Source organism: Janthinobacterium sp. C22, from assembly GCF_057919405.1.
The window spans coordinates 750,821-775,831 of record NZ_CP193659.1; the positions used below are offsets into that span (position 1 = coordinate 750,821).

At 62.8% G+C, this 25,011-nt stretch carries 19 protein-coding genes and 3 pseudogenes; 9 read left to right on the forward strand and 13 right to left on the reverse strand.

Annotated elements, in window-relative coordinates; translation table 11 throughout:
• Nucleotide 1: 1 nt before the first annotated feature.
• From ACRHIG_RS03430 to ACRHIG_RS03475, 10 genes and pseudogenes are all read right to left on the reverse strand, one after another.
• Entirely contained in the window at nt 2-2,029 is a 2,028-nt protein-coding gene (locus tag ACRHIG_RS03430) for an acetyl/propionyl/methylcrotonyl-CoA carboxylase subunit alpha (protein ID WP_489629374.1), read from the reverse strand.
• Nucleotides 2,030-2,191: 162 nt separating this feature from the next.
• Nucleotides 2,192-3,237, reverse strand: a pseudogene (gene bioB / locus ACRHIG_RS03435) (biotin synthase BioB).
• Between the two features lie 30 nt (nt 3,238-3,267).
• A complete protein-coding gene (gene bioD, locus ACRHIG_RS03440; RefSeq protein ID WP_489629375.1) occupies nt 3,268-4,059 on the reverse strand; it encodes a dethiobiotin synthase in 792 nt (263 codons plus the stop codon).
• On the reverse strand, nt 4,049-5,245 hold the full coding sequence (gene bioF, locus ACRHIG_RS03445; RefSeq protein ID WP_489629376.1) for an 8-amino-7-oxononanoate synthase: 1,197 nt from the start codon (nt 5,243-5,245) through the stop codon (nt 4,049-4,051). Before bioF ends, bioD begins: the two co-directional genes overlap by 11 nt.
• Before the next feature lies 1 nt (nt 5,246).
• On the reverse strand, nt 5,247-6,575 hold the full coding sequence (bioA, locus tag ACRHIG_RS03450) for an adenosylmethionine--8-amino-7-oxononanoate transaminase (RefSeq protein ID WP_489629377.1): 1,329 nt from the start codon (nt 6,573-6,575) through the stop codon (nt 5,247-5,249).
• A gap of 31 nt (nt 6,576-6,606) precedes the next feature.
• Nucleotides 6,607-7,395: an enoyl-CoA hydratase/isomerase family protein gene (locus ACRHIG_RS03455; RefSeq protein WP_076564571.1), complete on the reverse strand. Its 789-nt coding sequence runs from the start codon at nt 7,393-7,395 to the stop codon at nt 6,607-6,609.
• A gap of 21 nt (nt 7,396-7,416) precedes the next feature.
• A complete protein-coding gene (locus tag ACRHIG_RS03460) occupies nt 7,417-9,039 on the reverse strand; it encodes a carboxyl transferase domain-containing protein (RefSeq protein WP_489629378.1) in 1,623 nt (540 codons plus the stop codon).
• Nucleotides 9,040-9,079: 40 nt separating this feature from the next.
• Complete coding sequence (locus tag ACRHIG_RS03465; RefSeq protein ID WP_489629379.1) at nt 9,080-9,529, reverse strand: YchJ family protein; 450 nt, start codon at nt 9,527-9,529, stop codon at nt 9,080-9,082.
• 92 nt (nt 9,530-9,621) lie between these two features.
• A complete protein-coding gene (locus ACRHIG_RS03470; protein ID WP_489629380.1) occupies nt 9,622-10,908 on the reverse strand; it encodes a D-amino acid dehydrogenase in 1,287 nt (428 codons plus the stop codon).
• 91 nt (nt 10,909-10,999) lie between these two features.
• A complete protein-coding gene (locus ACRHIG_RS03475) occupies nt 11,000-12,334 on the reverse strand; it encodes a serine hydrolase domain-containing protein (protein WP_489629381.1) in 1,335 nt (444 codons plus the stop codon).
• Between the two features lie 221 nt (nt 12,335-12,555).
• Between ACRHIG_RS03475 and ACRHIG_RS03480 the strand changes: the two genes are divergently transcribed.
• Nucleotides 12,556-13,296, forward strand: coding sequence for a GntR family transcriptional regulator (locus ACRHIG_RS03480; RefSeq protein ID WP_489629382.1), 741 nt, complete (start codon nt 12,556-12,558; stop codon nt 13,294-13,296).
• Between the two features lie 14 nt (nt 13,297-13,310).
• Here ACRHIG_RS03480 and ACRHIG_RS03485 read toward each other — a convergent pair whose 3' ends face one another.
• A complete protein-coding gene (locus tag ACRHIG_RS03485; RefSeq protein ID WP_489629383.1) occupies nt 13,311-14,444 on the reverse strand; it encodes a nuclear transport factor 2 family protein in 1,134 nt (377 codons plus the stop codon).
• A gap of 142 nt (nt 14,445-14,586) precedes the next feature.
• Entirely contained in the window at nt 14,587-15,645 is a 1,059-nt protein-coding gene (locus tag ACRHIG_RS03490; RefSeq protein WP_489629384.1) for a helix-turn-helix transcriptional regulator, read from the reverse strand.
• A gap of 187 nt (nt 15,646-15,832) precedes the next feature.
• Between ACRHIG_RS03490 and ACRHIG_RS03495 the strand changes: the two genes are divergently transcribed.
• The 8 genes and pseudogenes from ACRHIG_RS03495 to ACRHIG_RS03530 all read left to right on the forward strand — a co-directional run bounded on the left by ACRHIG_RS03495 (nt 15,833) and on the right by ACRHIG_RS03530 (nt 23,281).
• Entirely contained in the window at nt 15,833-16,714 is an 882-nt protein-coding gene (locus ACRHIG_RS03495; protein WP_489629385.1) for an N-acetylmuramic acid 6-phosphate etherase, read from the forward strand.
• Between the two features lie 45 nt (nt 16,715-16,759).
• The gene (locus ACRHIG_RS03500) at nt 16,760-18,058 is read left to right on the forward strand and encodes an MFS transporter (RefSeq protein ID WP_475417200.1); all 1,299 of its coding nucleotides are present in this window, start codon (nt 16,760-16,762) and stop codon (nt 18,056-18,058) included.
• 91 nt (nt 18,059-18,149) lie between these two features.
• Entirely contained in the window at nt 18,150-19,811 is a 1,662-nt protein-coding gene (locus ACRHIG_RS03505) for a glycoside hydrolase family 10-like protein (RefSeq protein ID WP_489629386.1), read from the forward strand.
• A gap of 94 nt (nt 19,812-19,905) precedes the next feature.
• Nucleotides 19,906-20,853, forward strand: a complete 948-nt coding sequence (locus ACRHIG_RS03510; RefSeq protein ID WP_489629387.1) for a BadF/BadG/BcrA/BcrD ATPase family protein — start codon at nt 19,906-19,908, stop codon at nt 20,851-20,853.
• Nucleotides 20,854-20,883: 30 nt separating this feature from the next.
• Complete coding sequence (locus ACRHIG_RS03515) at nt 20,884-21,684, forward strand: N-acetylmuramoyl-L-alanine amidase (protein WP_489629388.1); 801 nt, start codon at nt 20,884-20,886, stop codon at nt 21,682-21,684.
• Nucleotides 21,685-21,766: 82 nt separating this feature from the next.
• Complete coding sequence (locus tag ACRHIG_RS03520; RefSeq protein ID WP_219309855.1) at nt 21,767-22,669, forward strand: LysR family transcriptional regulator; 903 nt, start codon at nt 21,767-21,769, stop codon at nt 22,667-22,669.
• A pseudogene (locus ACRHIG_RS03525) lies at nt 22,602-23,057 on the forward strand (M15 family metallopeptidase domain-containing protein); the annotation flags it as partial. The gene ACRHIG_RS03520 and the pseudogene ACRHIG_RS03525, both read left to right, overlap by 68 nt.
• A 95-nt stretch (nt 23,058-23,152) precedes the next feature.
• Entirely contained in the window at nt 23,153-23,281 is a 129-nt protein-coding gene (locus ACRHIG_RS03530) for a M15 family metallopeptidase (RefSeq protein ID WP_489629389.1), read from the forward strand.
• Here the strand turns inward: ACRHIG_RS03530 and ACRHIG_RS03535 are convergent.
• A pseudogene (locus tag ACRHIG_RS03535) lies at nt 23,282-24,660 on the reverse strand (sodium-dependent transporter).
• Nucleotides 24,661-25,011 lie beyond the last annotated feature (351 nt).

Consider the following 25,011-nt stretch of genomic DNA (forward strand, 5'->3'; position numbering starts at 1 on the left):
TCTATGCGGCGGCCTTGAAGGCCAGCAGCGGCGCGCCATCGGCCACCTGGTCGCCGACCGCATACAGCACGTCTTCCACCAGGCCGTCATGCGGCGCGGCGATCGTGTGCTCCATCTTCATCGCTTCCATGATGACCAGCGGCTCGCCCTTCTTGACGTCCTGGCCTTTATTTACGAGTACGGCGACGACCTTGCCCGGCATCGGCGCCGTCAGGCGGCCGCCCTCCGCTTCCGTTTCGCCCGCATGGGCCATCGGGTCGCTGTAGTGCAGCGTGTAGTGCAAGCCGCCGGTGAATACGTGGAACTGCTCGCCGTCGCGCAGCACCGTGCCGTGCACGGCACGTTCACCGAGCTTGATGTGCAGCTCGTTGCCTGTGCGCGCCGTCAAGATCAGGGGCTGGCCGTTGAACAGCCAGCCATCGGTCTTGTAGGCGATGCGCGCGGCATAGGCCTTGCTGTCGCCGGCCAGCGCGAATTCGTCGGCAAACGCCAGGCTGCGGCCCAGGGTGCTGTTCAAGCGCCAGCCCAGGGCATTGCCCCACGGGTCGGCGGGGTTGCCCGATTGCGCTTCGGACGCCGCTTTTTCCTCCGTCAGCAGGGCGACGGACGCCAGCGCCAGGGCCGTGTCGGGCGCTGCCTGCAGGGCGGGGAACAGCGATGCTTGATTGCGCTCGATCAGACCCGTGTCGAGGTCGGCGCTGGCAAACGCCTGGCCTTCCACCAGGCGTTTTAAAAAGGCGATATTGCTGGCCAGGCCCACGATCTGGTAGTCGGCCAGCGCCTGCGCCATGCGCGCCAGCGCTTCGCGGCGGTCCGCACCCCAGACGATCAGCTTGGCGATCATCGGGTCGTAGAACGGAGAGATCGCGTCGCCCTCGCGCACGCCCGAATCGATGCGCACGGCGGCGGGAACCAGCGTGCCGCCCAGTTCGAACGTCACGGCCGATGGCGACTGCATGTGGCGCAGGGTGCCGATCGACGGCAAAAAGCCCTTTTCCGGATTTTCCGCGTAGATGCGCGCCTCGATGGCGTGGCCGTGGATCGTCAATTCATTCTGCTTTTTCGGCAGCGGCTCGCCAAAGGCGACGCGCAACTGCCATTCCACCAGGTCGGTGCCGGTGATCATTTCCGTCACCGGATGTTCCACCTGCAGGCGCGTGTTCATCTCCATGAAGTAGAACGAGCCATCCTGGTTGGCGATGAATTCCACCGTGCCCGCGCCCACGTAGCCGACGGCCTTGGCGGCGGCGACGGCCGCTTCGCCCATGGCCGCGCGGCGCTCGGCCGGCATGCCCGGCGCCGGCGCTTCTTCCAGCACTTTCTGGTGACGGCGCTGCACCGAGCAATCGCGCTCGAACAGGTAGATGCAGTTGCCCAAGGTATCGGCAAACACCTGGATTTCGATATGCCGCGGACGCGACAGGTATTTTTCGGCCAGCACCTTGTCGTCGCCGAAAGAGCTGATCGCTTCGCGCTTGCACGAAGCCAGCGCGGCCTTGAAGTCGGCGCTGTTCTCGATGACGCGCATGCCCTTGCCGCCGCCGCCGGCGGACGCCTTCAGCAGCACGGGGTAGCCGATCTTGTCGGCCTGGCCGTGCAGGAAGTCCGCATCCTGATTTTCGCCGTGGTAGCCGGGCACCAGCGGCACGTTCGCTTTTTCCATCAGCGACTTGGCCGCCGATTTCGAGCCCATGGCGCGCATGGCGGATGCCGGCGGGCCGATGAAGACCAGGCCTGCAGCCTGGCAGGCGTCGGCGAAGTCGGCGTTCTCGGACAAAAATCCGTAGCCGGGGTGGATCGCCTGCGCACCTGTCGCCAGCGCTACGGCGATGATCTTGTCGCCGCACAGATAGCTTTCCTTGGCCGGCGCGGGGCCGATCAGGACGGCTTCGTCGCAGACGGCGACGTGCTTGGCGTTGGCGTCCGCTTCCGAATACACGGCGACGGTCTGGATGCCCATGCGGCGCGCGGTAGCGGCGACACGGCAAGCGATTTCGCCGCGGTTGGCGATCAGGATTTTAGTGAACATGGTCTCTCTCTATTCTCTCAAAAAGGGGCAGCTGTCTCTTGTCATGGACGTTGTGTGCTGGCGTGTCGGCTTACGCGCTTTGCGCTAAGCCGACCTACGCATTGGTGAGGCGGTATTCGTAGGTCGGGTTAGCCGGCACGGCGTAACCCGACAAGGCTGTCATCAGCAGCCGCACTTCTCTTTCTGCACCGAGTCCAGCATGGCGCCGCGCGTCTGCAGGCCCAGTTTGTTCAACAAGACGCGGTCGTCTTCCGCTTCCGGGTTGTCGGTGGTGAGCAGCTTGTCGCCGTAGAAGATGGAATTGGCGCCCGCCAGGAAGCACATGGCTTGCACGGCTTCGCCCATCTGGCGCCGGCCGGCCGACAGACGCACGCGCGCTTTCGGCATGGTGATGCGGGCCACGGCGATCGTGCGCACGAATTCGAACGGGTCCAGCGCTTCCAGGCCGAACAAAGGCGTGCCCTCTACCTGCACCAGGTGGTTGACGGGCACCGATTCCGGGTACGGATTCAGATTGGCCAGCTGGGCGATCAGGCCCGCGCGCTGCAGACGCGTCTCGCCCATGCCGACGATGCCGCCGCAGCACACTTTCAAGCCCGCTTCGCGCACGCGGCCCAACGTGTCCAGACGGTCCTGGTATTCGCGCGTCGAGATGACGTTGTCGTAGAACTCGGGCGCCGTATCCAGGTTATGGTTGTAGAAGTCCAGGCCCGCATTTTTCAGGCGGTCCGCTTGTCCCTCTTCCAGCATGCCCAAAGTAGCGCATGTTTCCAGGCCCAGCGCCTTGACCTTGGTCACCATCTCTTCGACTTTTTCCATGTCGCGCTCTTTCGGGCTGCGCCAGGCGGCACCCATGCAGAAGCGCGTGGCGCCGTTGGCTTTCGCCTGGCGGGCCGCGTCGAGCACCGTGTCGATGTCGAGGATTTTTTCGCTTCCACGCCCGTGTCGTAGCGGGCCGCCTGCGGGCAGTAGCCGCAGTCTTCCTCGCAGCCGCCCGTCTTGATCGACAACAGGGTCGCCAGTTCCACGTCGCCGTCGGGGAAATTGACGCGGTGGGTTTGCTGGGCCTTGAACATCAGCTCATTGAACGGCAGGTCGAACAGGGCCAGCACATCGGCGACGGGCCAGGTGGCCGCTTCCGGCACGGTGATGCGCGCCGCTGGGCGGTGCAGTTCGACGGTTTTTGCTGCTTCTTGGACGTGAGACATGTGATTCCTTCGCTTCTATTTTTGGATACGTTAGGTGTTTGGATGCTGCGCCGGCCAGTTGGGCAAGCCGGTGAAATCGAGATACGCCGCCGCCGCTTCCGCGCTGGGCTGCGCCAGGCGCGGCACCCTGCCCAGCAGCGGCGCCGGGATGCGCTCGATCAGCGCATCGATATTTTCGTCGAGGAAGCGCATTTCCACTTCCAGCGTGTTGGCGACCCAGCCGATCACCGTCAGGCCGCGCGCCTCGATGGCTTCCACCGTCAGCAAGGCCTGGCTGATACAGCCCAGACGCATGCCGACCACGAGGATCACGGGTAAATCGAGCTGCTGCGCCAGGTCGGCCGAATCGAAACCGGGCGACAGCGGCACGCGGAAGCCGCCCACGCCTTCGACCACGACGGCGTCCGAGGCGGCGGCGATTTCCAGGTAGGCGGCCAGGATCGGCACCGATTCGATGCTCACGCCTTCGAGCGCGGCGGCGATGTGCGGCGCGGCCGGTTCCTTCAGCATATACGGCGTGGTGATATTGCGCAGCATGGTGACGTTGCCGGCGGCGATCAGACTGTCGGCGTCTTCATTATGCAGTTCGCCGTCGCGCATCTCGGCGCCGGCGGCCACGGGCTTCATGCCGCAGGCGCGCACGCCGCGCGCCACCAGCGCGTGCAGCAGGGCCGACGAGGTCAGGGTCTTGCCGATTTCCGTGTCGGTGCCGGTGACGAAACAGGCAAAGCGCGAGGGCAGGCCGGCAATGGCCGGCGCCGGCTGCACGGCCGGCGCCAGGTCCGCCAGCACTTCCGCCACGATAGGGTCATCAAGGCTCATGGCGAGTCCTTTCCAGGGTGTTGACTGCGTTGATCAATTGCGCCACTTCCTGCGCCGTGTGGCCGGCCGACAGCGTCACGCGCAGGCGCGCCGTGCCGGCAGGGACGGTGGGCGGGCGGATGGCGCCGACCCACAGGCCTTGCTGGTACAGGGTGGCGGCGATGTCGAGCATGTCCGCATTCTCGCCGATGATGACGGGCTGGATGGCGGAGAGCGAAGGCAAGGCTTGCCAGCGCTGCAGCCGCAAGCCCTCGTTCCATTGCGCCACCAGCGCGGCCAGGTGGGCGCGGCGCTGCCGGCCTTCCTCGCCGGCGATGATGTCCAGGCTGGCCAGCAGCGCATGCGCGAGCGCGGGCGCTGCCGCCGTCGTGAAGATGTAGGGGCGCGCCTTCTGGATCAGCGTTTCGATCACGGCTTCATGCGCGCAAACGAAGGCGCCGCCCACGCCGGCCGATTTGCCCAGGGTGCCCACGTAGACCAGGTACGGCGAATGCAGGCCGAAGTGTTCCAGCGCGCCGCGGCCGTTCTCGCCCAGCGCGCCGAAGCCGTGCGCGTCGTCGACCACCAGCCAGGCGCCGTATTGTTCGCACAGGGCCAGCAGCGCGGGCAGCGGCGCCAGGTCGCCATCCATGCTGAAGACGCTGTCCGTGACGACGATTTTCGTTTTGGCTTTGCTTTCCGCCAGCAGGGCCGCCAGCGCATCGAGATCCGCATGCGGGTACACGCGCGTCTTGACGCGGGACAAACGCGTGCCGTCGATCAGCGAAGCGTGGTTCAGCGCTTCCGAGAAGATCTCGGTTTCCGCGTCGCCCGCCGACAGGGCGGTGAGCACAGCCAGATTCGCCATGTAGCCGGTGCAGAAATACAGCGCGCGCGCCTGTTCCAGGTTGGCGCCCACAAACGCGGCCAGGCGTTCTTCCAGCAGCGCGTGGGCGCGGCTGTGGCCACTGATCAGGTGCGAAGCGCCGCTGCCGGCGCCATACAGGTCGGCGCCCTCTTTCAGCGCGTCCACGATGCGCGGATGCGCGGCCAGGCCCAGATAGTCATTGCTGCAAAAGGCCAGCATGTCGCGCCCATCGACCGTCAGGCGCGGCGCGCACGGCGTGTCGACGGTGCGGCGGCGGCGGATCAGGCTGCGCTCTTCCAGCCCCTGCAACTGCTGCTTCAAGCGTGTGAGCAGTTCCATTTCAGGCGCCGATCACTTTGTTGAAGACGGCCAGCGTCTGTTGGCCCAGGCCCGCGATTTCGGCGTCGTCGAGAATGTAGGGCGGCATCAGGTAGACGGTGGAACCGATGGGGCGCATCAGCAGTTCGTGTTCCAGCGCCGTGCTGAAGAAGCGGCGCGAAAAGTCGGGCGCAGAGTTCACCGCATCGAAGGCCCAGATCATGCCCTGCTGGCGGAAGTGTCTGACTTTGTCATGCCGCGCCAGCGGCGCCAGGGCGTGTGTGATTTTTTCGGCGCGTGCGCGGTTGGCCGCCAGCACGTCGTCTTCCTCGAAAATCGACAGGGTCGCCAGCGCCGCGCGGCAGGCCAGCGGGTTTCCCGTGTACGAGTGCGAATGCAGGAAGCCGCGGCGCACGTCGGTGCTGTAGAACGCTTGATAGATGTCTTCGCGCGTCATCACGAGGGACAGGGGCAAATAGCCGCCGCTGATGCCCTTCGACAGGCAGACGAAATCGGGCCAGATGCCGGCCTGCTCGCACGCAAAGAAGGTGCCCGTACGCCCGCAGCCGACGGCGATCTCGTCGAGGATCAAATGGACCTGATAGCGGTCGCACAGGGCGCGCACCAGCGACAGGTACAGCGGGTCGTGCATGGCCATGCCGGTAGCGCATTGCACCAGCGGCTCGATGATGATGGCGGCGATTTTTTCGGACTTTTCCTGGAACAGCCGTTCCACGTCGGCGGCCGCGCGGCGCGCCACGTCTTGCGCCGATTCGTTTTCGGCTGCCTGGCGGAAGTCGGGCGACATCACCGTCTGCGAGGCACGCAGCAGGGGGCCGTAGGCATCCTTGAACAGGGCCACGTCCGTGACGGCCAGCGCGCCGATGGTTTCGCCGTGGTAGCTGCCTTTCAGGCACACGAATTCCTGTTTTTCGCTCTTGCCGCTGTTGCGCCAGGCGTGAAAACTCATTTTCAGGGCGATTTCCACGGCCGAGGCGCCATCGGACGCGTAAAAGCTGTGACCAAGCACGCCGCCCGTCAAGGCGGAGAGCTTTTCCGACAGTTCGATCACCGGTTCATGCGTAAAACCGGCCAGCATCGCGTGTTCCAGCCGGTCCAATTGATCCTTCAGTTCCGCATTGATGCGCGGATTGGCGTGGCCGAACAGGTTCACCCACCAGGAGCTGATGGCGTCCAGGTAGCGTCGTCCTTCGTGGTCATACAGCCAGGCGCCGCGGCCGTGGCTGACGGGGATGAGCGGTACAGTCTCGTGGTGCTGCATTTGCGTGCACGGATGCCACACGCTGCGCAGACTGCGTTCGACCCAGCCCGATTGTTTTTCTGCTTTCAAAACTGCTCCAATGATTTTCTTAATCCATGCACTAGCCCATGAGCCAACCCGGCTTGCGCTTGTCGAGGAAGGATTGCACGCCTTCGCGCCCCTGCTCCGAGGCGCGGATCTGCGCGATGCGCTCGGCGGTGTCCGCCAGCAGCGCGTCGTCGACCGGCTGGCCGGCGATCTCGCGCACCAGCGTTTTCGCTTGCGCCACGGCGTGCGGGCTGTTGCCCGTCAGCGCTTTCAGCACCTCGGCCGTTTTCGCGTCCAGCGCGCTTGCCTCGACTACCTCGTGGGCAAAGCCGATGCGCAGCGCTTCCTGGGCGGAGAATCGCTCCGCCGTCAGGAAATAGCGGCGTGCCGCGTTTTCGCCCATGGCCTTGATGACATACGGTGAAATAGTGGCCGGGATCAGTCCCAGCCGCACTTCGCTCAGGCAGAAATGCACGTCTTCCGCAACCAGAATGATATCGCATGCGGCGACGAGGCCCATGCCGCCCGCATAGCAGTCGCCCTGGATCTTCGCCACCACGGGTTTCGGACACAGGTAAATCGTGCGCAGCATCTGCGCCAGCTGCAGCGCGTCGGCCTGGTTTTCGGCATGCGTATAGCCTGCCATTTTCTTCATCCAGTTCAAGTCCGCGCCGGCGCAAAAGGCGGCGCCATTCGCGGCCAGCACGATGGCGCGCACCATGTCGCTGCGTCCCAGCCCCTCGAAGGCGCGCGCCAGTTCGGCAATCGTCGTCTCGTTGAAGGCATTGCGCACATCGGGGCGGTTCAGGGTCACGGTGGCGACGTTGCCTTCGATGACCAGCTTTAAGGTTTCAAATTCCATTCTCTTCTCCCTGAATGCCGCTTACATGCGGAATACGCCGAACTTCGTGTCCGGGATTTCCGCGTTCAAGGCGGCCGACAGGCCCAGGCCCAGCACCATGCGGGTGTCGGCCGGGTCGATCACGCCATCGTCCCACAGGCGTGCGGTGGCGTAATACGGGTGGCCCTGGTGTTCGTATTGATCCTTGATCGGCTGCTTGAAGGCCGCTTCCTCTTCCGCGCTCCATGCGCCGCCCTTGCCCTCGATGCCGTCGCGCTTGACGGTCGCCAGCACGGAAGCGGCCTGGTCGCCGCCCATGACGGAAATGCGCGCATTGGGCCACATCCACATGAAACGGGGCGAAAACGCGCGGCCGCACATGCCGTAATTGCCGGCGCCGAAGCTGCCGCCGATGATCACCGTGAATTTCGGCACGGCCGCCGTCGCCACGGCCGTCACCATCTTGGCGCCATTGCGGGCGATGCCCTCGTTTTCGTATTTGCGGCCCACCATGAAGCCCGTGATGTTTTGCAGGAAGACCAGCGGGATCTTGCGCTGGCAGCACAATTCGATGAAATGCGTGCCTTTCAAGGCCGATTCGGAAAACAGGATGCCGTTATTGGCGATGATGCCGACCTTGACGCCATAGATGTGCGCGAAGCCGCAGATCAGGGTGGTGCCGTAGCGGGCCTTGAATTCGTCGAAATCGCTGCCGTCGACGATGCGCGCGATCACCTCGCGCACGTCGAAGGGCTTGCGCGTATCGACGGGGATTACGCCATACAGTTCCTGTGTCGGGTATTTCGGCTCGACCGACTCGCGCAGCGCCATCTGCTGCGGTTTTGTACGATTCAGGTTCGAGACGATGGTGCGCGCCAGCGACAGCGCGTGCAAATCGTTCTGCGCCAGGTGGTCGACCACGCCGGACAGGCGCGTGTGCACGTCGCCGCCGCCCAGGTCTTCGGCCGTCACCACTTCGCCCGTGGCAGCCTTCACCAGCGGCGGGCCGCCGAGGAAAATCGTGCCCTGCTCCTTGACGATGATCGACTCGTCGCTCATGGCCGGCACGTAGGCGCCGCCCGCCGTGCAAGAGCCCATCACGACGGCGATTTGCGGAATGCCCTTGGCCGATAAATTCGCCTGGTTATAGAAGATGCGGCCGAAATGGTCGCGGTCGGGGAAGACGTCGTCCTGGTTCGGCAGGTTGGCGCCGCCCGAGTCGACCAGGTAGATGCAGGGCAGGTTGTTCTGGTCGGCGATTTCCTGGGCGCGCAAATGCTTTTTCACCGTCATCGGGTAATAGGTGCCGCCCTTGACGGTGGCGTCGTTGCAGACGATGACGCATTCCTGGCCGGAGACCCTGCCGATACCGGTGATGATGCCGGCGGCGGGCGCCGCGTCGACGCCCTTGGCGTCCTGGTACATGGCGTAGGCCGCCATCTGGGAAAACTCGAGGAAGGGCGTGCCGGGATCGAGCAGCATCTGCACGCGGTCGCGCGGCAGCAGTTTGCCGCGCGCCAGGTGCTTGGCGGCGGCCGCCTCGCCGCCGCCGGCCGCGATCTTTTCCACCTTGTCGCGCAAATCGTCGACGATGGCTTGCATGGCCGCGGCATTGGCCTTGAAATCTTCACTGCGCGGATTGAGTTTGCTTTCGATATGCGGCATTGCGGTTCCTTTTTATGATCGCCCGGTCTCTCGGGTCGCGCTATTCGGGAAAACTGCCGTCGAGATAAAACCAGCGCAGGGCGCCACCGCCCTCGCCCGCCTCGCGCACGAAGCGGCTCACCTCATGCAGGCGGTGCGCGCGGCCGTTGACCTTGTAGCGGGCCACGAATTCGACGGTGTCGCGCTGTATCTCTTCGGCTTGATCTGCTGATTCTGCTTTACGTTGACGTAAACGTAAAGCAGATTTTACCTCAAGTCCCAGCCAGTGGACTTTTTCTTCTTCGGCAAACAAGGCGTCGGCGGGACGGGTGCTGGCATGCCAGGTGGCGCGCAGGTAGGGCTCGTCGCGCAAGGTGAACGCCGTGTAGCGCGAACGCATCAGGGCTTCGGCCGTGGACGGCAAGGCGTCGCCCGCGATATACGGGCCGCAGCAGCTGGCGTAGGAGGCGCCGCCACAGGGGCAGGCAGACAATTTCGAAGGTGTGGGCATGCGCTGACGATATGCAACAGAAAAGAGGGAACAGGAAAGTTCCGCAATTATCCGCCATATCGGCAGCAGCGCGTGCGCGCCGCCTTGGCCAGCTATTTTTTCGGACTGAGGAAGTCCAGCGCGAACGGCGGCGCCTTGCCGGCCATGAGATCGGCCAGGATGCGCGCCGTGCCGGCGGCAAAGGTAAAGCCCAGCGGGCCATGGCCCACGTTGAGCCACAAGTTCGCAACTTTGCTGGCGCCCACCAGCGGCGCGCTGTTCGGCGTGGCGGGGCGCAGGCCGGCCCAGGCCGTGGCCTGGTCGTAATCGGCGCCGTGCGGCATGGCTTCGCGCGCCAGCCGCGTCAGGCCGGCGATGCGGTTCCAATCGATGCTGTTGTCGGCGCCCACCATGTCGACCATGGCGGCCACGCGCAGGTCGCCGCCTATGCGCGCATACAGCACCTTGCGCTCGAAATCCGTGATGCTGATCTCGGGCGCCCGGTGCTGTGCGCGGATGGGCGCCGTCAGGCTGTAGCCTTTCAGCGGATAAAGGGGCAGGTAGACGCCCGCCGTGGCGGCCAGGTCGCGGCTCTGGATGCCGGCCGCCAGCACATAGTGATCTGCCTGCAACAGGCCCAGGCTGGTGTCGACGCCCGTGATCCGGCCCTTGTGCGCGACGAGGCGGCGCGCCTCGCCTTTCAAGATGAGCGAGCAGTTCGGGTGCTGCAGCAATCGCGCTTCCAGCGCCAGGCAAAAGGCGTGGCAATCGGCCACCGCTTCTCCTTCCGTAAAGATGCCGCCCGCCAGCACGCCCTGCAAGGCGGCCAGCGCCGGTTCGCGCTGCACGGCTTCCTGCGGCGACAGCACGATGCGCGCCTCTTCCGATTCCGGCCGCGCCACGGCCCGCTGGAAGATGGCGGGCGAGCGGTAGACGATGAGTTTGCCCGCATCGCGCCAGGCATACGCCTCGGGCGGCACCGCCAACTCCAGCTGCGCCATGCCGGCGCGGCTCCATTCGCCCAGTTGCAGCAGCTTGGCCGTCGTGCGGGCATTGCTGGCAGCATTGCAATTGCGCAAAAAACTGGCCAGCCAGCGCCATTGGCGCCAGTCGGCCTCGGGACGGAAGCGCAGCGGACCATCTTTCTGCAGCAGCCATTGCAGGGCTTTGAAGGGTACGCCCGCGTCCGCCAGGGGCGCCACATAGCGATAGCTGAGCTGGCCGCCATTGCGGTAGCTGGCGGCGATTGCCACCTGTTCATTGCGTTCGAGTAAGGTGACCTTGTAGCCGGCCTCGGCCAGCCACCAGGCCGATGTCAGACCGACGACGCCGCCGCCGATGATGATGACTTGTTGCTGCATGTTGCCTCGCTGCGTTGCGCTCCCATGGTGCGGGAGCATTCGATGAGAGCTTAGAGGCTGGCCATCACGTGAGCCAATGAAACATCATGGTGCAGCCATAACTTTCAGGAATGCACTGTTTTTGTGCAAGTTATTCATTATTGCCAATCGCACCACGGTACAAGGTGGTGAGGATCAATTCCTCGCTGCGCCCCATGGCGGAATAGGCGCCCGGATACTGTGCGGGATCGCTGCCCGTGCCGCCCACCAGCATCACCATGCCATTCTTGTGCTTGAAATCGAGCACGAAGGCAGAGACGAGGCCATACGCGTCGCCTAAATGGCCGATCGCATGAAAACTGGCGCCCTCGACCAGGCCGTTGCCCTGCCCCGCCACGGCATCGAACTGCTGATTTCCCAGGCCCCAGGCGCGGTACAGGCCCCGTTCGCTGTTGCCATTGCCGCCATCGGGTGCCAGCTGCCATTGCCGGCCAAACATCAAGGCGATGCTGGCCGGCTGCAATAGCTGCGTATTCTGGTAGCGGCCGCCATCGAGCAGCATCCGCATGACGGTGCCCAGTCCGGCGGCGGAAATGCGCAAGCCGCCCGTGGGGCTGAAGACGGTGGCGTTGCTGCCGATTACATAACGCGCGATGCCGGCCGGCGGGCGCTGATCAAAATCGTCGGCCTGGGCGATCCATGGCCCGTGCGGCTGCCACACCTCCGTCTCCAGCGTGCGCTTGCGGTACAGGGTGGCCGTATTGGCGACCTCTTCCGGGGAGAAGGTGGCCGGGTTGTAGCCGCCGCGCACGTCGAGGGGATCGAGCAGCAGGCGCCGCATCAGCAAGTCGAAGCGCTCGCCCGTGACTTGTTCCATCACGGTGCCGATCACACCCCAGTTCAGGTTGGAATACGTAAAGTAGCGGCCGGGCGCCGCGCTGGAATCCCACATCGCGTCGCCGCCGGCCGTAAACACGTCGCGCAGGCTGCGTTCGGGGCCCCAGGCATAGCCGCCTGCGTCGCGCAGCGAGGACGTGTGGCTGAGCAAGCTGCGCAAGGTCACGGGCCGCTGGGGGAAATGCGGGTTGCGCAGGGAAAAACCCAGGTAGATGCCCACGTCCTGGTCCAGGCTCAGCTTGCCCTGTTCGACCAGCCGCATCAAGCCCAGGGTCGTCATCATCTTCGAGACGGAAGCGATGCGGAACAGGGTGGCCGGCGTCACGGGCAAGCTGTCCGCCGGCGTGGCGACTATGTGCCGGTAGCCAAATTGTTGCTGATACGACACCTTACCATTGCGAATGGCCAGCACGGACAGGCTGGCCAGCGGGTGGGCCGCATCGTCGACGATGGCGGCCAGGGCCGCATCGAGCGCGCGCTGTTGCGGGCCGGCGACGGGTGCGCTGGCGCTGCCGGGTGGTGCGGCCATTGCCGGCCAGATACCGCCCAGCAGCAGCAAGCCGAGCAAACCCGTGATTCGCTTTTTCATATTCTCATACCATGTGTGGATGCGCCGCCAGCATAGGGCGGGATCGTTTCCAAGGCTAATGAAAATTGCTTATTTGTCTATAATGCAAAGCTATACGTACGGTAAAACATTGTTTTTTTAAGTGTATAACCGTTATTTATGCCCATTTTCCATTTATTCATGGGTGGACGGGCTACGCGCAAGCGCCATCGCTATTACACTAGGAGGACAAGGAGAACTGTATGAGCCAGACCAGCGTAGAACTCAAGGTCGATTTAAATGACAATTCGCCTTTATATATGCAGATCGCCCGCAAGCTGAGCGATGACGTACGCAACGGCCGCTACCAGGTAGACCAGGCCCTGCCATCTGAACGTACCCTGTCCGAACTGCTCGACGTATCGCGCGTGACTGCCCGCAAGGCCATCGACCAGCTCGTCGAGCAAGGTCTCGTCGTGCGCCGCCGCGGTTCGGGCAACTATATTGCCCCGCGCATCGAGCAGCCGCTGTCGAACCTGTCGAGCTTTTCCGAGCAGCTGCAGCAGCGCGGCTACCGCCCCGGCTCGCGCTGGCTCAAGCGTGAAGTCGTCATCGCCAGCAGCGACGAGCAGCTGAGCCTGGGCCTGGCGCAGAACACGAAAGTGGCGCGCCTGGAGCGCCTGCGCTTGGCCGACGACGTGGTGATGGCGTATGAAGTGAGCGTGCTGCCCTTCAGCGTGGTGCCGGACCCGGATGCCATGGGCGATTCGCTGTATGAATACTTGAGCAGCATCAAGAAGGCGCCCGTGCGCGCCTTGCAGCACATCCGCGCCATGAATGCGACGGACGTGCTGGCCAAGCAGCTGGGCATCCCCGATGGCCAGGCCGTGCTGTTCATCACGCGCATCGCCTACCTGGAAACGGGCGAGGCGGTGGAACTGACGCATTCGTATTGCCGCAGCGACCACTACGACTTCGTGGCGGAAATGCGCCGTTCTCCTTAATTCAGCCGCCTGAATTACTGCTGGATCAGGCGGATCATGGATTCGGCCACGCCCACGGACGACTCCCAGCTCATGCCGGTCACCAGCCGGCCATCGACCTCGACGTGACTCTTGCCGTTGGCGCCGTGCCTGAAGATGCCGCCATGGCGCTTGATGCTCGCTTCCGCCGAAAACGGATAGGCCTTGTATATCGGCGATTCCTTGTTGAGATACGCATCGGGGAAGGACGTGAGCACCTTGTCCTGGATCAGGAAAGTACCGTCACTGAGCTTCACATTCTTGATGCCTTCGGTGCCATGGCAGATGGCCGCAATCACCCCGCCTTGTTGTTCGTAGATCCGCACAGCGATGTCCTGCAGCGGCTTGTTGTCCGGGATGCCGACGATGGCCGCGCCGCCGCCGACGAAAGCCATGCCCGCATACTCGTCGGCCCTGACCTCGGAGACGGGCTTGGTATGGGCCAGTGCCCACATGAAATCACTGTCGTACAGATGTTTTTTGAGCAATTCGTCCGACGTGACGATCATTTCCAGGGGAATGGCGCCCCCCTCGGGACTGACGAAGTCGACCGCGTACCCTGTTTTGCGAAAGGCATCGTAGGTATAGGCCAGTTCGGGAAAATTATTGCCTGCGTTAATTTTTGTGCCGGGATATTGATGCACATTCGACACGACCAGCAACACCTTGCGTGCATGGCGCGGGGCTGCTGGCTCGCGATCGGCCGACTTGCTGATGATCTTCCAGTTGCCGGCGATCTTTTTCAGAAGAAATACATCCATATAACGCACCCCTTGCTGGGGAATGTGGATCTCGGCCTTGGCGGTGGCCACCTTGCCGCTCACCTCCACCTTGATCAGCCGCCCGTGACGCCCATTGAATTGGCCTATTTTCTCTTGGGAAAAGAGTTTGGCGTATTCCGGACCGCTGAGCTCCCATTCCGTATCGTTTTTGCCGTCCAGATAAAGACGGGCGGTAGCATGGAAGGCCTGGTTGATATCGTCCTGTACGTTGAAGCTGGTGCCATGCAGATACAAGCGCACGGTTTCCCGGATCGCATTTTCGTCCTGGTCGGCGGTTGCGGCGGTGCCGGCGGCGGCGCTGCCGAGCAAGCAACAGGCGAGTACCGTTCGCAATAAAAACTGAATCATGACTTTACCCTGAGTGAATAACTGCGTTTATCGGAGCAACGACTATTTCAGGTCGTTGCTGGTCGATAAGTTATCGAAATGCAGGGAAGTTGATGTCGCCAAACAGGATTTCAGACTCCGGAATGGCGATTCCGGAGCGGTTTTACGCGGAAACGGCCGTGGCCGCCTGGCTGGGTTGGGCGCGGAAGCTGGCGGGAGTCTGCCCAGCAACTTTCTTGAAGGTCGAGTAGAAGGTGGAACTGGAATTGAACCCGCAGCGCTCGGCAACGGTATCCATGTTCAGTTGCGGCTCGTCGGCCAAGACCTGTTTCGCTTCGGCGATACGGTATTCGTTGACGTAGGTGGTGAAGCTCTTGCTCAGCTTGTCATTCAGCACCTGCGACACCTGCGCCTGCGTACATCCCGCCCGTTTGGCCAGTTGGGCCAGGGTCAGGTTCGGATTCAGATAGGATTTCTGCCCACTCATCTGTTGTTCCAGCGCAGCGAGTACGGCAAGCGCATCGTCGTGCGTCAGGCGGCTGTTCTGGTACTTCTGCTTCGGGTCGGCAGGCGTCGAGGTTTCCTTTCTCAGCAGAAAGACCATGACCGCGACATGCAGCGAGAAGGTAAATGACAAGGCGCCGACAATATACGACGTGAACGGCGTGCTCGCGTACGCGGCCAACATGACACAGCTGCCCGCAAAGACGCTCAGCATCAGCATGCTGCTGGTCGCCATCCGCTGTCCGTCATTCAGCCATGCATGGCGGGTTTGCCAGAGCAAGCTGGCGGTCGCCAGCAGGTAGCATAGCCAGAACAGATGAATCGCATGACTTGAACGGTCCCACACAGGACGATACGCGGAATACGGAAAGGCAACGCCTATGCCTATCAGCAGGAAGGACAGGCCGAGATGCCAGCGCCATTGTTGGCCGGCAGGCTGTTGCGCGAGTCCGGCCAGGAAAGAGCGCACGTACAGATAGGTCAAGGGACCGATCAGCAGGCAAGCCGACAGGCCCAGCTGTCGGAATTCGATGGCGATCGCAGGGTTGAAGTAGAGGAAGGCGGATTTGGCGATGCGCACCCCCACGGCAAGCAGCAATGCACCCAGCATGCAGTCGGCCAGGCAGCGAGGCCGACGGCTGAAAAAATAGACGGCCAGGAAAATGCCGTTGATGGCGCCAAGGGCGCTAAACAGGAACAGCAATTGGCGAGCGATCATGGGGCGTGTCGTGAATTTGGGCGTCGAACCCAAGTATAGACATAAACGGGAGCGTATCGAAGTACAAGTAGGACACCAGGTTCCTGCGCCAGCCATAAACTCCCGTTATGCCCGCCCGCCAACCTTTCATGGTTGATCTTGCTCGTTGGTATTAAACTGGTTTCACCTTCAACCATGTTCTGAAATCATGTTGAAAACTGAAACCCCGAGCCGGCGGCATCCGGATCTGGACCTGTATCCGGTGGAGCAACTGGTGGCGGCGCTGGTCGATGACCAGTTCTGGGCCGTCGAAGCTGTGCGGCTGGCGTCGCCGCAAATCGGGGCCGCCATCACGGCCGCCCTGCCCCGCATCGCCGCCGGCGGACGCTTGCTGTACGTGGGCGCGGGCACGTCGGGCCGTCTGGGCGTGCTCGACAGCGTTGAATTGACGCCCACGTTTTCCTGGCCGCCCGAGCGGGCCGTCGCCATCCTGGCCGGCGGCCCGGGCGCCATGTTCACGGCCGTCGAAGGGGCGGAAGATGATGTACAGCAAGGCGAGCGGGATGTGCTGGCCTTGTTGCCGCAAGAAAATGACGTCGTGATCCTGCTGGCCGCCTCCGGCGCCACGCCGTATGTGCTGGGCGCGCTGCTGGCCGCGCGCAAGGCCGGTGCCTTGACGATAGGCATCGCCAACAATGTGGACGCCCCCGTGGCGCACGAGGCGCAATATGGCATCGTGCTCGACACGGGCACGGAAGTCATTTCGGGCAGCACACGGCTGAAAGCGGGCACGGCGCAAAAAATCACCCTGAACACGATTTCCAGCGCCCTGATGGTGGGTTTGCACAAAACTTACGGAAACTTGATGGTAGACTTGAAGCCGACCAACGCCAAGCTGATCTGGCGGGCGGTGCGTCTGACCATGCATGCCACGGGCGCCAGCGAGGTGCAGGCCAGGACCGTGCTGGAGCAATGCCACTATCACGTCAAGGTGGCGATTGTTGCCTTGATCAAAAAAATCAACACAAACCAGGCACAGGCATTGTTGGCCGGCGCGGGCGGCAGTGTGCGGGCGGCACTGGCGGCGTGATCCGATGGCGCGGCATTCTTCTGTCTGGGAGACAAAGAAGGATGTATGGAGCTAGTGAAACAACCCGTCCCGGCGCGCGCGAAAAATCCGTGGCTGTGGATCCCTTCCCTGTATTTCGGCCAGGGCATCCCCTATGTAGTGGTCATGACCTTGTCCGTGATCATGTACAAGAATTACGGCTTTTCCAATACGGATATCGCGCTGTACACGAGCTGGCTGTACTTGCCGTGGGTTATCAAACCCCTGTGGTCGCCCTTCATCGATATGTACCGCACCAAGCGCTTCTGGATCGTCGGCTTGCAACTGGTGATCGGCGCCGCGCTGGCGCTGGTGGCCCTGACGACGTCGCTGCCCCATTTCTTCCAGATCAGCCTGGCCATCTTCTGGCTGATGGCCTTTAGTTCCGCCACGCATGATATCGCCGCCGACGGCTTTTATATGCTGGGCCTGGAAGAGCATCAGCAGGCGGCCTTCGTCGGCGTGCGCAGCACGTTTTACCGTCTGGCGATGATCGCCGGCCAGGGCGGCCTGGTGTATCTGGCCGGCTATCTGACGCATGCGACGGGCAATGTGCAGCTGGCATGGTCCGTCGTGTTCGCGATCCTGGCGGGCCTGTTCATCGCCCTCTTCCTCTATCACTATTTTGTCTTGCCGAAACCGAAGGACGACCGTCCCAGCATCCAGGGCGCCGGCATTTCTCCGCTGCAAGAGTTCATCGCCACCTTTGCGGCCTTCTTCAAGAAGAAGGATATTCTCGTCATCCTTGGCTTCTTGCTGCTGTTCCGCCTCGGCGAAGCGCAATTGCTCAAATTGGCCGCGCCCTTCCTGCTCGACCCTATCGTCAAGGGTGGCCTGGGCCTGAGCACGGAACAGGTGGGTCTCGTCTACGGCACCATCGGCGTAATCGCCCTGACCCTGGGCGGCTTGCTGGGCGGATTCATCATTTCCCGCTTCGGCTTGAAGCGTTGCCTGTGGATCATGGTGCTGTCCGTCCACTTGCCCGACCTGGTCTTCGTCTACCTGGCCAGCGCCTTGCCCAGCAACATCTATGTGATCGCCAGTGGTATTGCGTTGGAGCAATTTGGCTATGGCTTCGGTTTCGCCTCGTACATGTTGTACATGATCATGGTCTCCGATGGCGCGCATAAAACGGCCCATTACGCCATTTGCACGGGTTTCATGGCCCTGGGCATGATGTTGCCGGGCATGGCCAGCGGCTGGATACAGCAAATGCTTGGTTACCAGCACTTCTTCATCTGGGTGTGCATCGCCACCATTCCCGCTTTCATCATGGCCGCGCTGGTCAAGATCGACCCGGAATTCGGCAAGAAGGCCGAGGCCTGATTCTTTTGAACCGTGCGCCCGCAAGGATGGCGGGCGCACAGTAAAATGCCCGCACCGATAGACCTGCGCTTTACCACTGCAAGGAATTGTTTTGTTGTCTACTTTCAAAAAACGCCTGGGCGCCACGGCCGGCGTGCTGGCCGCGCTGGCCACCGCCACATTGCTCAGCAGCTGTACCAGCACCAAACTGCCTTCTGCAGTGACGCCAGGCGAAGCGGGCTTGCCGGCCGTGCCGCCCGTGCAGCACATCACGGGCGAAGTGCCGCCGCCGGCGCCGCGCGAATTCCGCGCCGCCTGGGTCTCGACGGTGGCCAATATCGACTGGCCTAGCCGCAACAATTTGCCTGTCGCCAAGCAGCAAGCCGAAGCCATCGCCATCCTCGACCGCGCCAAGTCCTTGAATCTGAACGCGATTGTGCTGCAGGTGCGCCCCAGTGCCGACACGATTTACCCGTCGCAGCTGGAACCGTGGTCGGAATACCTGACGGGCAAGCAAGGCCAGCCGCCATTGCCCATGTATGACCCGCTGGCCTTCTGGGTGGCGCAGGCGCATGCGCGCGGCCTGGAATTGCACGCCTGGTTCAACCCCTACCGGGCCCGCCACGCGACGGCCAAGTCGCCGCTGGCGCGCGACAGTTTTGCGTCCACCAACCCGGCGTCCGTCAAGCAATACGGCCGCTACCTGTGGATGGACCCGGGCGATGCGGCCGCCTCGAAGCATACGACGGACGTGGTGCTGGACGTGGTGCGCCGCTACGATATCGATGGCGTGCACATCGACGACTACTTTTATCCGTATCCGATCGACGCGCCTGGCGCCGGTGCGGGAGCCGAAACGGCCGCGCTGGACGCGGGCAATGGCGGCGCCAAGCGCGAACTGCCATTTCCCGATGAGCCTTCCTGGCAGCAATATCTGCTGGCCGGCGGCCAGCTGGACCGCGCTTCCTGGCGCCGCCAGAACGTCAACCAGCTGATCGAAGCCTTGTATACCGGCATCCACCGTGAAAAGAGCTGGGTGCGTTTCGGCATCAGCCCGTTCGGCATCGGCCGCCCGGACCGCCGCCCTGCCGGCATCGTCGGCTTCAGCCAGTACGATAAATTGTATGCGGATGCGGAACTGTGGCTGGCCAAGGGCTGGCTCGATTACCTGTCGCCGCAGCTGTACTGGCCCGTGGCGCAGGCGCCGCAGGCGTTTGGCGTGCTGCTCGACTACTGGCTGGCGCAGAATCCGTACGGCCGCCACGTGTGGCCAGGCCTGTACACGAGCCGCATCGACAATTCCGCCAAATCCTTCACGCCGCAAGAGATCATCAAGCAGATCGAAGTGACGCGCACGCGCCCCGGCGCGAATGGGCAAGTGCATTTCAGCATGGTGCCCCTGATGCAGAACCGCAAAGGTGTCAGCGAGCAACTCAAGGCGAGCGTGTATCAAAGCCCGGCCCTGATTCCCGCCACGCCATGGCTGGGCAAGGAAGCACCGGGCACGCCCGTGCTGGCTTTGCGCCGCGATTCCACCAGCCTGAACGTCAAGTTGACGTCGGGCGGCGGCAAACCCGTGGCGCAATACGCCATCTGGGCCCGCTACGGCGAAGACTGGCGTTTCACCGTGGTCACGGGCGTGCAGGGCGAGCTGACCCTGGTCGACGACGCCGTTGGTAAAGTCAATGCGGTGGTGGTCAGCGCCGTGGACCGCCTCGGCAATGAAAGCCCCCGCGTCACCGTGCGCGCACCGTTTACGGCCCCCGCCAAGTAATTGCTGACCGTTCACCGGCAGTCCATAACCTGCAGGCATGAAACATGCGCAAGCTTTCATGCCTGCAAGACCCGCTTGGCTTTACACTCATGCCATGATTTCCTTCCCTACAGCCAATAATGCGGTGCCCGTGCTGGGCCTGGGCATCGACGCGGGCGGCACGCAGACGCGCTGGGCCCTGGCTAGCGGGGACGGCGCCATCGTGGCCGACGGCGCCGTGGAAGGCTTGTCTGCCTTGCTAATGAGCAGCGATGCGGGCCGCGCTACTGTGCATGCCACGTTTGCAACATTGTGCAAGCAAGTGCTGGCCCTCGGCCAGCCGCGCGCCGTGGTGGCCGGTTTGACGGGCTTTGGCGGCGACGATGTTGTGCTGGCACAAATGTTGTCCGCCTTGCTGGCGCTGGATGCCGGCGACGTCCGCATCGGCAACGATATCGACATCGCCTACCGCGACAGTTTTGAACCAGGCGAGGGTTATCTGGTCTACGCTGGCACGGGTTCGATCGCCGCCTGGATCGATGCGGACGGCGTGTTTCACCGCGCCGGCGGGCGCGGCGTGCTGCTCGACGATGGCGGCGGCGGCTACTGGATCGCCCGCGAAGCCTTGCGCCACATCTGGCGCCGCGAAGACGAGGCGCCCGGCAGCTGGCAAGCCTCGCCCATGGCCGGGGCCGTGTTTGCGCAACTGGGCGGCAGCGACTGGTCGCTGTCGCGCGCCTTCATGTATGGCCAGGATCGGGGCGCCATCGGGCGGCTGGCGCTGGCCGTGGCCGCCAGTGCGGATGCCGACCCGCTGGCGCTGGACATCTTGCGGCGCGCGGGACAGGAACTGGCGCGGTTGGCGCTGGCCCTGGCGGCGCGCTATGGCCCCCGTCCTGTGGTGCTGGCCGGGCGCGCGGCGCAATTGCACCCGGCCATCGCGGCTGCCATGCGCGCCGCTTTGCCTGTATCGTTGATGATGGAGCAAAAAGTTGCCCGTTCGCATGAGGCCGCGGCCAAGCTGGCGGCCAGGACGGCGAGCCAGCGCATTGGCAAGAACTGAACATTTTATTAACCCGAACACGGATCTTTCATGAAAAAAATCGCCCTCGCCCTGCTGGTGGCCCTGCTTTCCGCCTGCACCACGCCCGCGCCGCACCTCGACCATAGCTTGAATGCGCGCAGCCAGAGCCCGCGCGTCAAATTCATCGTCATCCATTACACGGTCAGCGACCTGCCCCGCTCGATCAAGATCCTGACGGAACAAGTGGTCAGCAGCCATTATTTGCTGACGGACACGGACAAGCCGAAGTTTTACGTGCTGGTCGACGAATCGCGCCAGGCCAATCACGCGGGTGTGAGTAACTGGAAGACTTATACACAGTTGAATGTCAGCTCGATCGGCATCGAAATCGTCAACCCTGGCTACAAGGACACGCCGGAAGGCCGCCTTTGGTATCCGTTTCCCCAGGCACAGATCGATGAGCTGATTCCGCTGTTGAAAGATATCCAGGCCCGCTACAACATCGCGCCAGAAAATATCCTGGGTCATAATGAGATCGCCCCGCAGCGCAAGCAGGACCCGGGTCCGTTGTTCCCATGGCGCCAGCTGGCCGATGCGGGCCTGATCGTCTGGCCCGATGCCAACCGCGTGGCCGCGCAACGCCTCATTTTTGAGCAGCAAGTGCCGGACGCCGTCTGGTTCCAGAAAAAGCTGGCCCAGCATGGCTATGCGACGCCGCAGACGGGTGTGTTCGACGAAGCGACGCGCAATGTGCTGATCGCCTTCCAGATGAAGTACCGCAATACGCGCTTTGACGGCATGCCCGACGGCGAGACGGCAGCCCTGCTGGAAGTGCTGACGACGCCGGCCGCAGCTGTTGTAGCAAAGTAGCATGGCCATTTCAGCCCATGACTTTTTCTTATATGCTGAACGTTACGGCCCAGACGGCCAAAGCAAGGTAAAGGAATAGCTCATGCGGCTGCGTCATATCGAAGTGTTTCACGCCATCATGCAAGTTGGCACCATCAGCGGCGCCGCCCAGGTGCTGCATATCTCGCAGCCGGCCGTGACCAAGGTCTTGCAGCATTGCGAGTTGCAACTGGGCATGCCGCTGTTCGAGCGCGTGCGGGGCAAGCTGTACCCGAAGCCCGAGGCGCACCGTTTGTTTGTCGAAACGGAAAAGCTCAACCGCGATTTATTGGGCATCCGCCGCCTGGCGGCCAGCCTGAAGGGCCACGCGGTGGAAACCATCCGCCTGGTGTCCACGCCGACGATCGCCATCAGCGTCTTGCCATTTGCCATGACGCAGTGGCGGCGCGACTTTCCTCACACGCGTTGCCAGCTGGCTACTCACCACACGGGCGAGATCGTCAATACCTTGCGCCTCGGTGAAGCGGACTTGGCCGTATCGCTGCAAGACCCGCGTCATCCGGGCATCGTGGCCGAACCGATCGCGCAGGGTGTCATGACGGTGATCGCGCCAGCCGGCACCTGGCATGCGGCCGATTGCGGCACACCGTTGACGGCGCATGGCCTGAATGGCGAACTGATCGGCCATGCGGACAACGATCCGCTGGGCGAACTGGTGGTCGCCGCCTGCGAGGCGCAGGACATCCACCCCGTGTTTTCCACCGTGGTGCAGACCTATCAAATCGCCCGTTCCCTGGTGGAAGCGGGCGCCGGTATGGCCGTGGTCGACCCGTTTACGGCCGCGTCCGGCTCGCCCGAGCGGCTGCAGCGCCGCCCTTGGGCGCCCACCATCCCCATCCAACTGTATTTATTGACGGCGAGCCACTCGCCGCTGTCGCATGGCGCGCGGCGCCTGGCCGACAGCATCGGCGTGGCGGCGCGCAACTGCCTGGAAAGAGGAGTCTGATGTCTGTTGCAAGTTTGCAATTGGAAGCGGTCGGCAGCGATCCGCAATTTCGCCACCTGAGCAGCATCGCCGGCATCGCCGTCGACTTGCGCTATGCCACGCCCGACAATTTCGTTGGCCGCGACTTATACAGCCCCATCGATTGCTCCTGGCTGCACCGCGACGCGGCCGCCGCGCTGGAGCAGGCCGTGGCCTGGCTGGCCGCGCAGCGCCCGATCATCATCTGTTGGTGCTCGACGCCCTGCGCCCGCAGCGGGTGCAGCAGCAATTGTGGGATGCGCTGCAGGGAACGGAGTTGCTCGGCTATATCGCCGAGCCGTCGCGCGGCTCGATCCACTCGTTCGGCATGGCGCTCGACATCACCATCGTGGGGCCCGACGGGCAGGAACTGGATATGGGGACAGGCTTTGACGACCTGAGTGAGCGCTCGCATCCGGCGCTGGAGCTGGTCTTGCTGGAGAAGGGGAAATCACGGAGGAGCAAGTGGCACACCGCCGTTTGTTGCGCGACGCCATGTTCCAGGCGGGCTTCTTCGGCATCAACAGCGAGTGGTGGCATTTCGATTGCGGCGACCGGGTGCTGGTGCGCCAGACCTACACCCGGGTACTCTGATTAGAAGACCTTTAAACCCTTCAGCATCACGATCAGGATCAGCACGGGCGAGACAAAACGCAGCAGGAACAGCAGCACGTGCGCCAGAGTTCTATTCTGCAACTGGCCATGGTTGCTGATCGCCTCGATGAAATGCTGCTTGCCCCAGGCCCAGCCTGTAAACAAGGCAATGGCGATGCCGCCCACGGGCAGGAAGATATTCGACGAGACGAAGTCGAACAGATCAAACATATTCAAATTGAATAGCTTGAAGTCCGCCAGGGTGCTGTTACTCAGCGCGCACACGGAACCGAGCACGGCCAGCAGCAGCATGGTCACCATGGTGGCTCTGGTGCGCGTCCAGCCGAAACGTTCATGGAAAATCACCACGGGCACTTCCATCAGCGACAGCATCGCCCCCGTGGCGGCGACGGCGGCCAGGATGAAGAACACCACCATCAGCACTTGTCCCATGGGAATTTGCGAAAACACGGCGGGAATCGTGATGAACACGAGCGACGGTCCCGCACTGGGAGCGAAGCCAAACGTAAACACGGCGGGGAAGATGGCGATACCGGCCAGCATCGATACACCGAGGTCGGCCGCCATCACGCGCAAGGTGGTCACGGGGATATTCTGGTCATCGCGGAAATAGCTGCCGTAGGTCATCATCGTGCCCATGCCGACGGACAATTTAAAGAAGGCCAGGCCCATGGCCGTCAGCACGACGGAAGCCGTCAGCTTGGAAAAATCAGGACGGAACAGGAACGCCAGTCCCTCGCCCGCCTTATCGAGCGACAGGCTCACCGCGCACAGCAACAGCAACAGCAGGAACAGCAGTGGCATCAGCTTCTTGGCGATCGCCTCGATGCCCTTGGTCACGCCCAGCATCAATATGCCGCCGATAAACAGCAGCACGCCCCATTGCCACAACAGCGATTGCAGGGGATTGCTGATCAGCGAGGCGAAGGCCGCTTCCGTCACAAGTTTGTCGCTGCTGAGGATGGAGCCGTCGATGGCCTTGGCGATATAGGCAAACACCCAGCCCACCACTTCCGAGTAGAACGCGACGATCAGGAAGGCGGCGACCATGCCGATGAGGCCGACCAGCCACCAGGGCTTGCCCTTCGGTGCCAGCTGTTCCATGGTGGAGATGGGATTGACCTTGGCGCGGCGTCCGAGGGTGATTTCCGCGATCATCACGGGCAGTCCTACTAATAAGGTAGCGAGCAGATAGATGAGCAGGAAGCCGGCGCCGCCATTGGCGCCTGTCAGATAGGGAACTTCCAGATATTGCCGAGACCGACTGCGGAACCGAGGGTGGCGGCGAGCACGCCGAAGCCAGTGGTAAAGCCAGCTCGTTTCAGGGTCAGGCCTGATCCTTGAGCTTGTTGTTTCATGGTGAATCTTCTATGGTGGGACGCGAATTTGCGCTGAGGGGGCGAAATTGTAGCAGTTCGATGCAATTCGTCCGGAAAAGCCTTGCTACTCCGGGGGCGCTTTGCTATAGTTCGCCTCCCCAATGAGACGCAGTCAAATGCGGCAGTTGAGGATCCCCGGAAACGGCGATGCAGTAAAAAGAAGGGGTTGACGATTGTGCTGAAATGCTTCATACTCTTCCTTCTTCGCAGCTGACAAACACAACGCTTTGTCGATAGCGCGAAAGTAGTGCCGAATACAGTTCTTTAACAATTAACAGTCGATAAGTGTGGGCATTTGATGCAAGTGCAGCGCCGATCTTCGGATTGGCG

What these genes read in the sequence shown, in the direction of transcription:
- ACRHIG_RS03430 (WP_489629374.1), bottom strand. Translation starts at nt 2,029, where the DNA reads ATGTTCACTAAAATCCTGATCGCCAACCGCGGCGAAATCGCTTGCCGT.
- bioD (WP_489629375.1), bottom strand. Translation starts at nt 4,059, where the DNA reads ATGAGCCTTGATGACCCTATCGTGGCGGAAGTGCTGGCGGACCTGGCG.
- bioF (WP_489629376.1), bottom strand. Translation starts at nt 5,245, where the DNA reads ATGGAACTGCTCACACGCTTGAAGCAGCAGTTGCAGGGGCTGGAAGAG.
- ACRHIG_RS03455 (WP_076564571.1), bottom strand. Translation starts at nt 7,395, where the DNA reads ATGGAATTTGAAACCTTAAAGCTGGTCATCGAAGGCAACGTCGCCACC.
- ACRHIG_RS03460 (WP_489629378.1), bottom strand. Translation starts at nt 9,039, where the DNA reads ATGCCGCATATCGAAAGCAAACTCAATCCGCGCAGTGAAGATTTCAAG.
- ACRHIG_RS03465 (WP_489629379.1), bottom strand. Translation starts at nt 9,529, where the DNA reads ATGCCCACACCTTCGAAATTGTCTGCCTGCCCCTGTGGCGGCGCCTCC.
- ACRHIG_RS03470 (WP_489629380.1), bottom strand. Translation starts at nt 10,908, where the DNA reads ATGCTCCCGCACCATGGGAGCGCAACGCAGCGAGGCAACATGCAGCAA.
- ACRHIG_RS03475 (WP_489629381.1), bottom strand. Translation starts at nt 12,334, where the DNA reads ATGAAAAAGCGAATCACGGGTTTGCTCGGCTTGCTGCTGCTGGGCGGT.
- ACRHIG_RS03480 (WP_489629382.1), top strand. Translation starts at nt 12,556, where the DNA reads ATGAGCCAGACCAGCGTAGAACTCAAGGTCGATTTAAATGACAATTCG.
- ACRHIG_RS03485 (WP_489629383.1), bottom strand. Translation starts at nt 14,444, where the DNA reads ATGATTCAGTTTTTATTGCGAACGGTACTCGCCTGTTGCTTGCTCGGC.
- ACRHIG_RS03490 (WP_489629384.1), bottom strand. Translation starts at nt 15,645, where the DNA reads ATGATCGCTCGCCAATTGCTGTTCCTGTTTAGCGCCCTTGGCGCCATC.
- ACRHIG_RS03495 (WP_489629385.1), top strand. Translation starts at nt 15,833, where the DNA reads ATGTTGAAAACTGAAACCCCGAGCCGGCGGCATCCGGATCTGGACCTG.
- ACRHIG_RS03500 (WP_475417200.1), top strand. Translation starts at nt 16,760, where the DNA reads ATGGAGCTAGTGAAACAACCCGTCCCGGCGCGCGCGAAAAATCCGTGG.
- ACRHIG_RS03510 (WP_489629387.1), top strand. Translation starts at nt 19,906, where the DNA reads ATGATTTCCTTCCCTACAGCCAATAATGCGGTGCCCGTGCTGGGCCTG.
- ACRHIG_RS03515 (WP_489629388.1), top strand. Translation starts at nt 20,884, where the DNA reads ATGAAAAAAATCGCCCTCGCCCTGCTGGTGGCCCTGCTTTCCGCCTGC.
- ACRHIG_RS03520 (WP_219309855.1), top strand. Translation starts at nt 21,767, where the DNA reads ATGCGGCTGCGTCATATCGAAGTGTTTCACGCCATCATGCAAGTTGGC.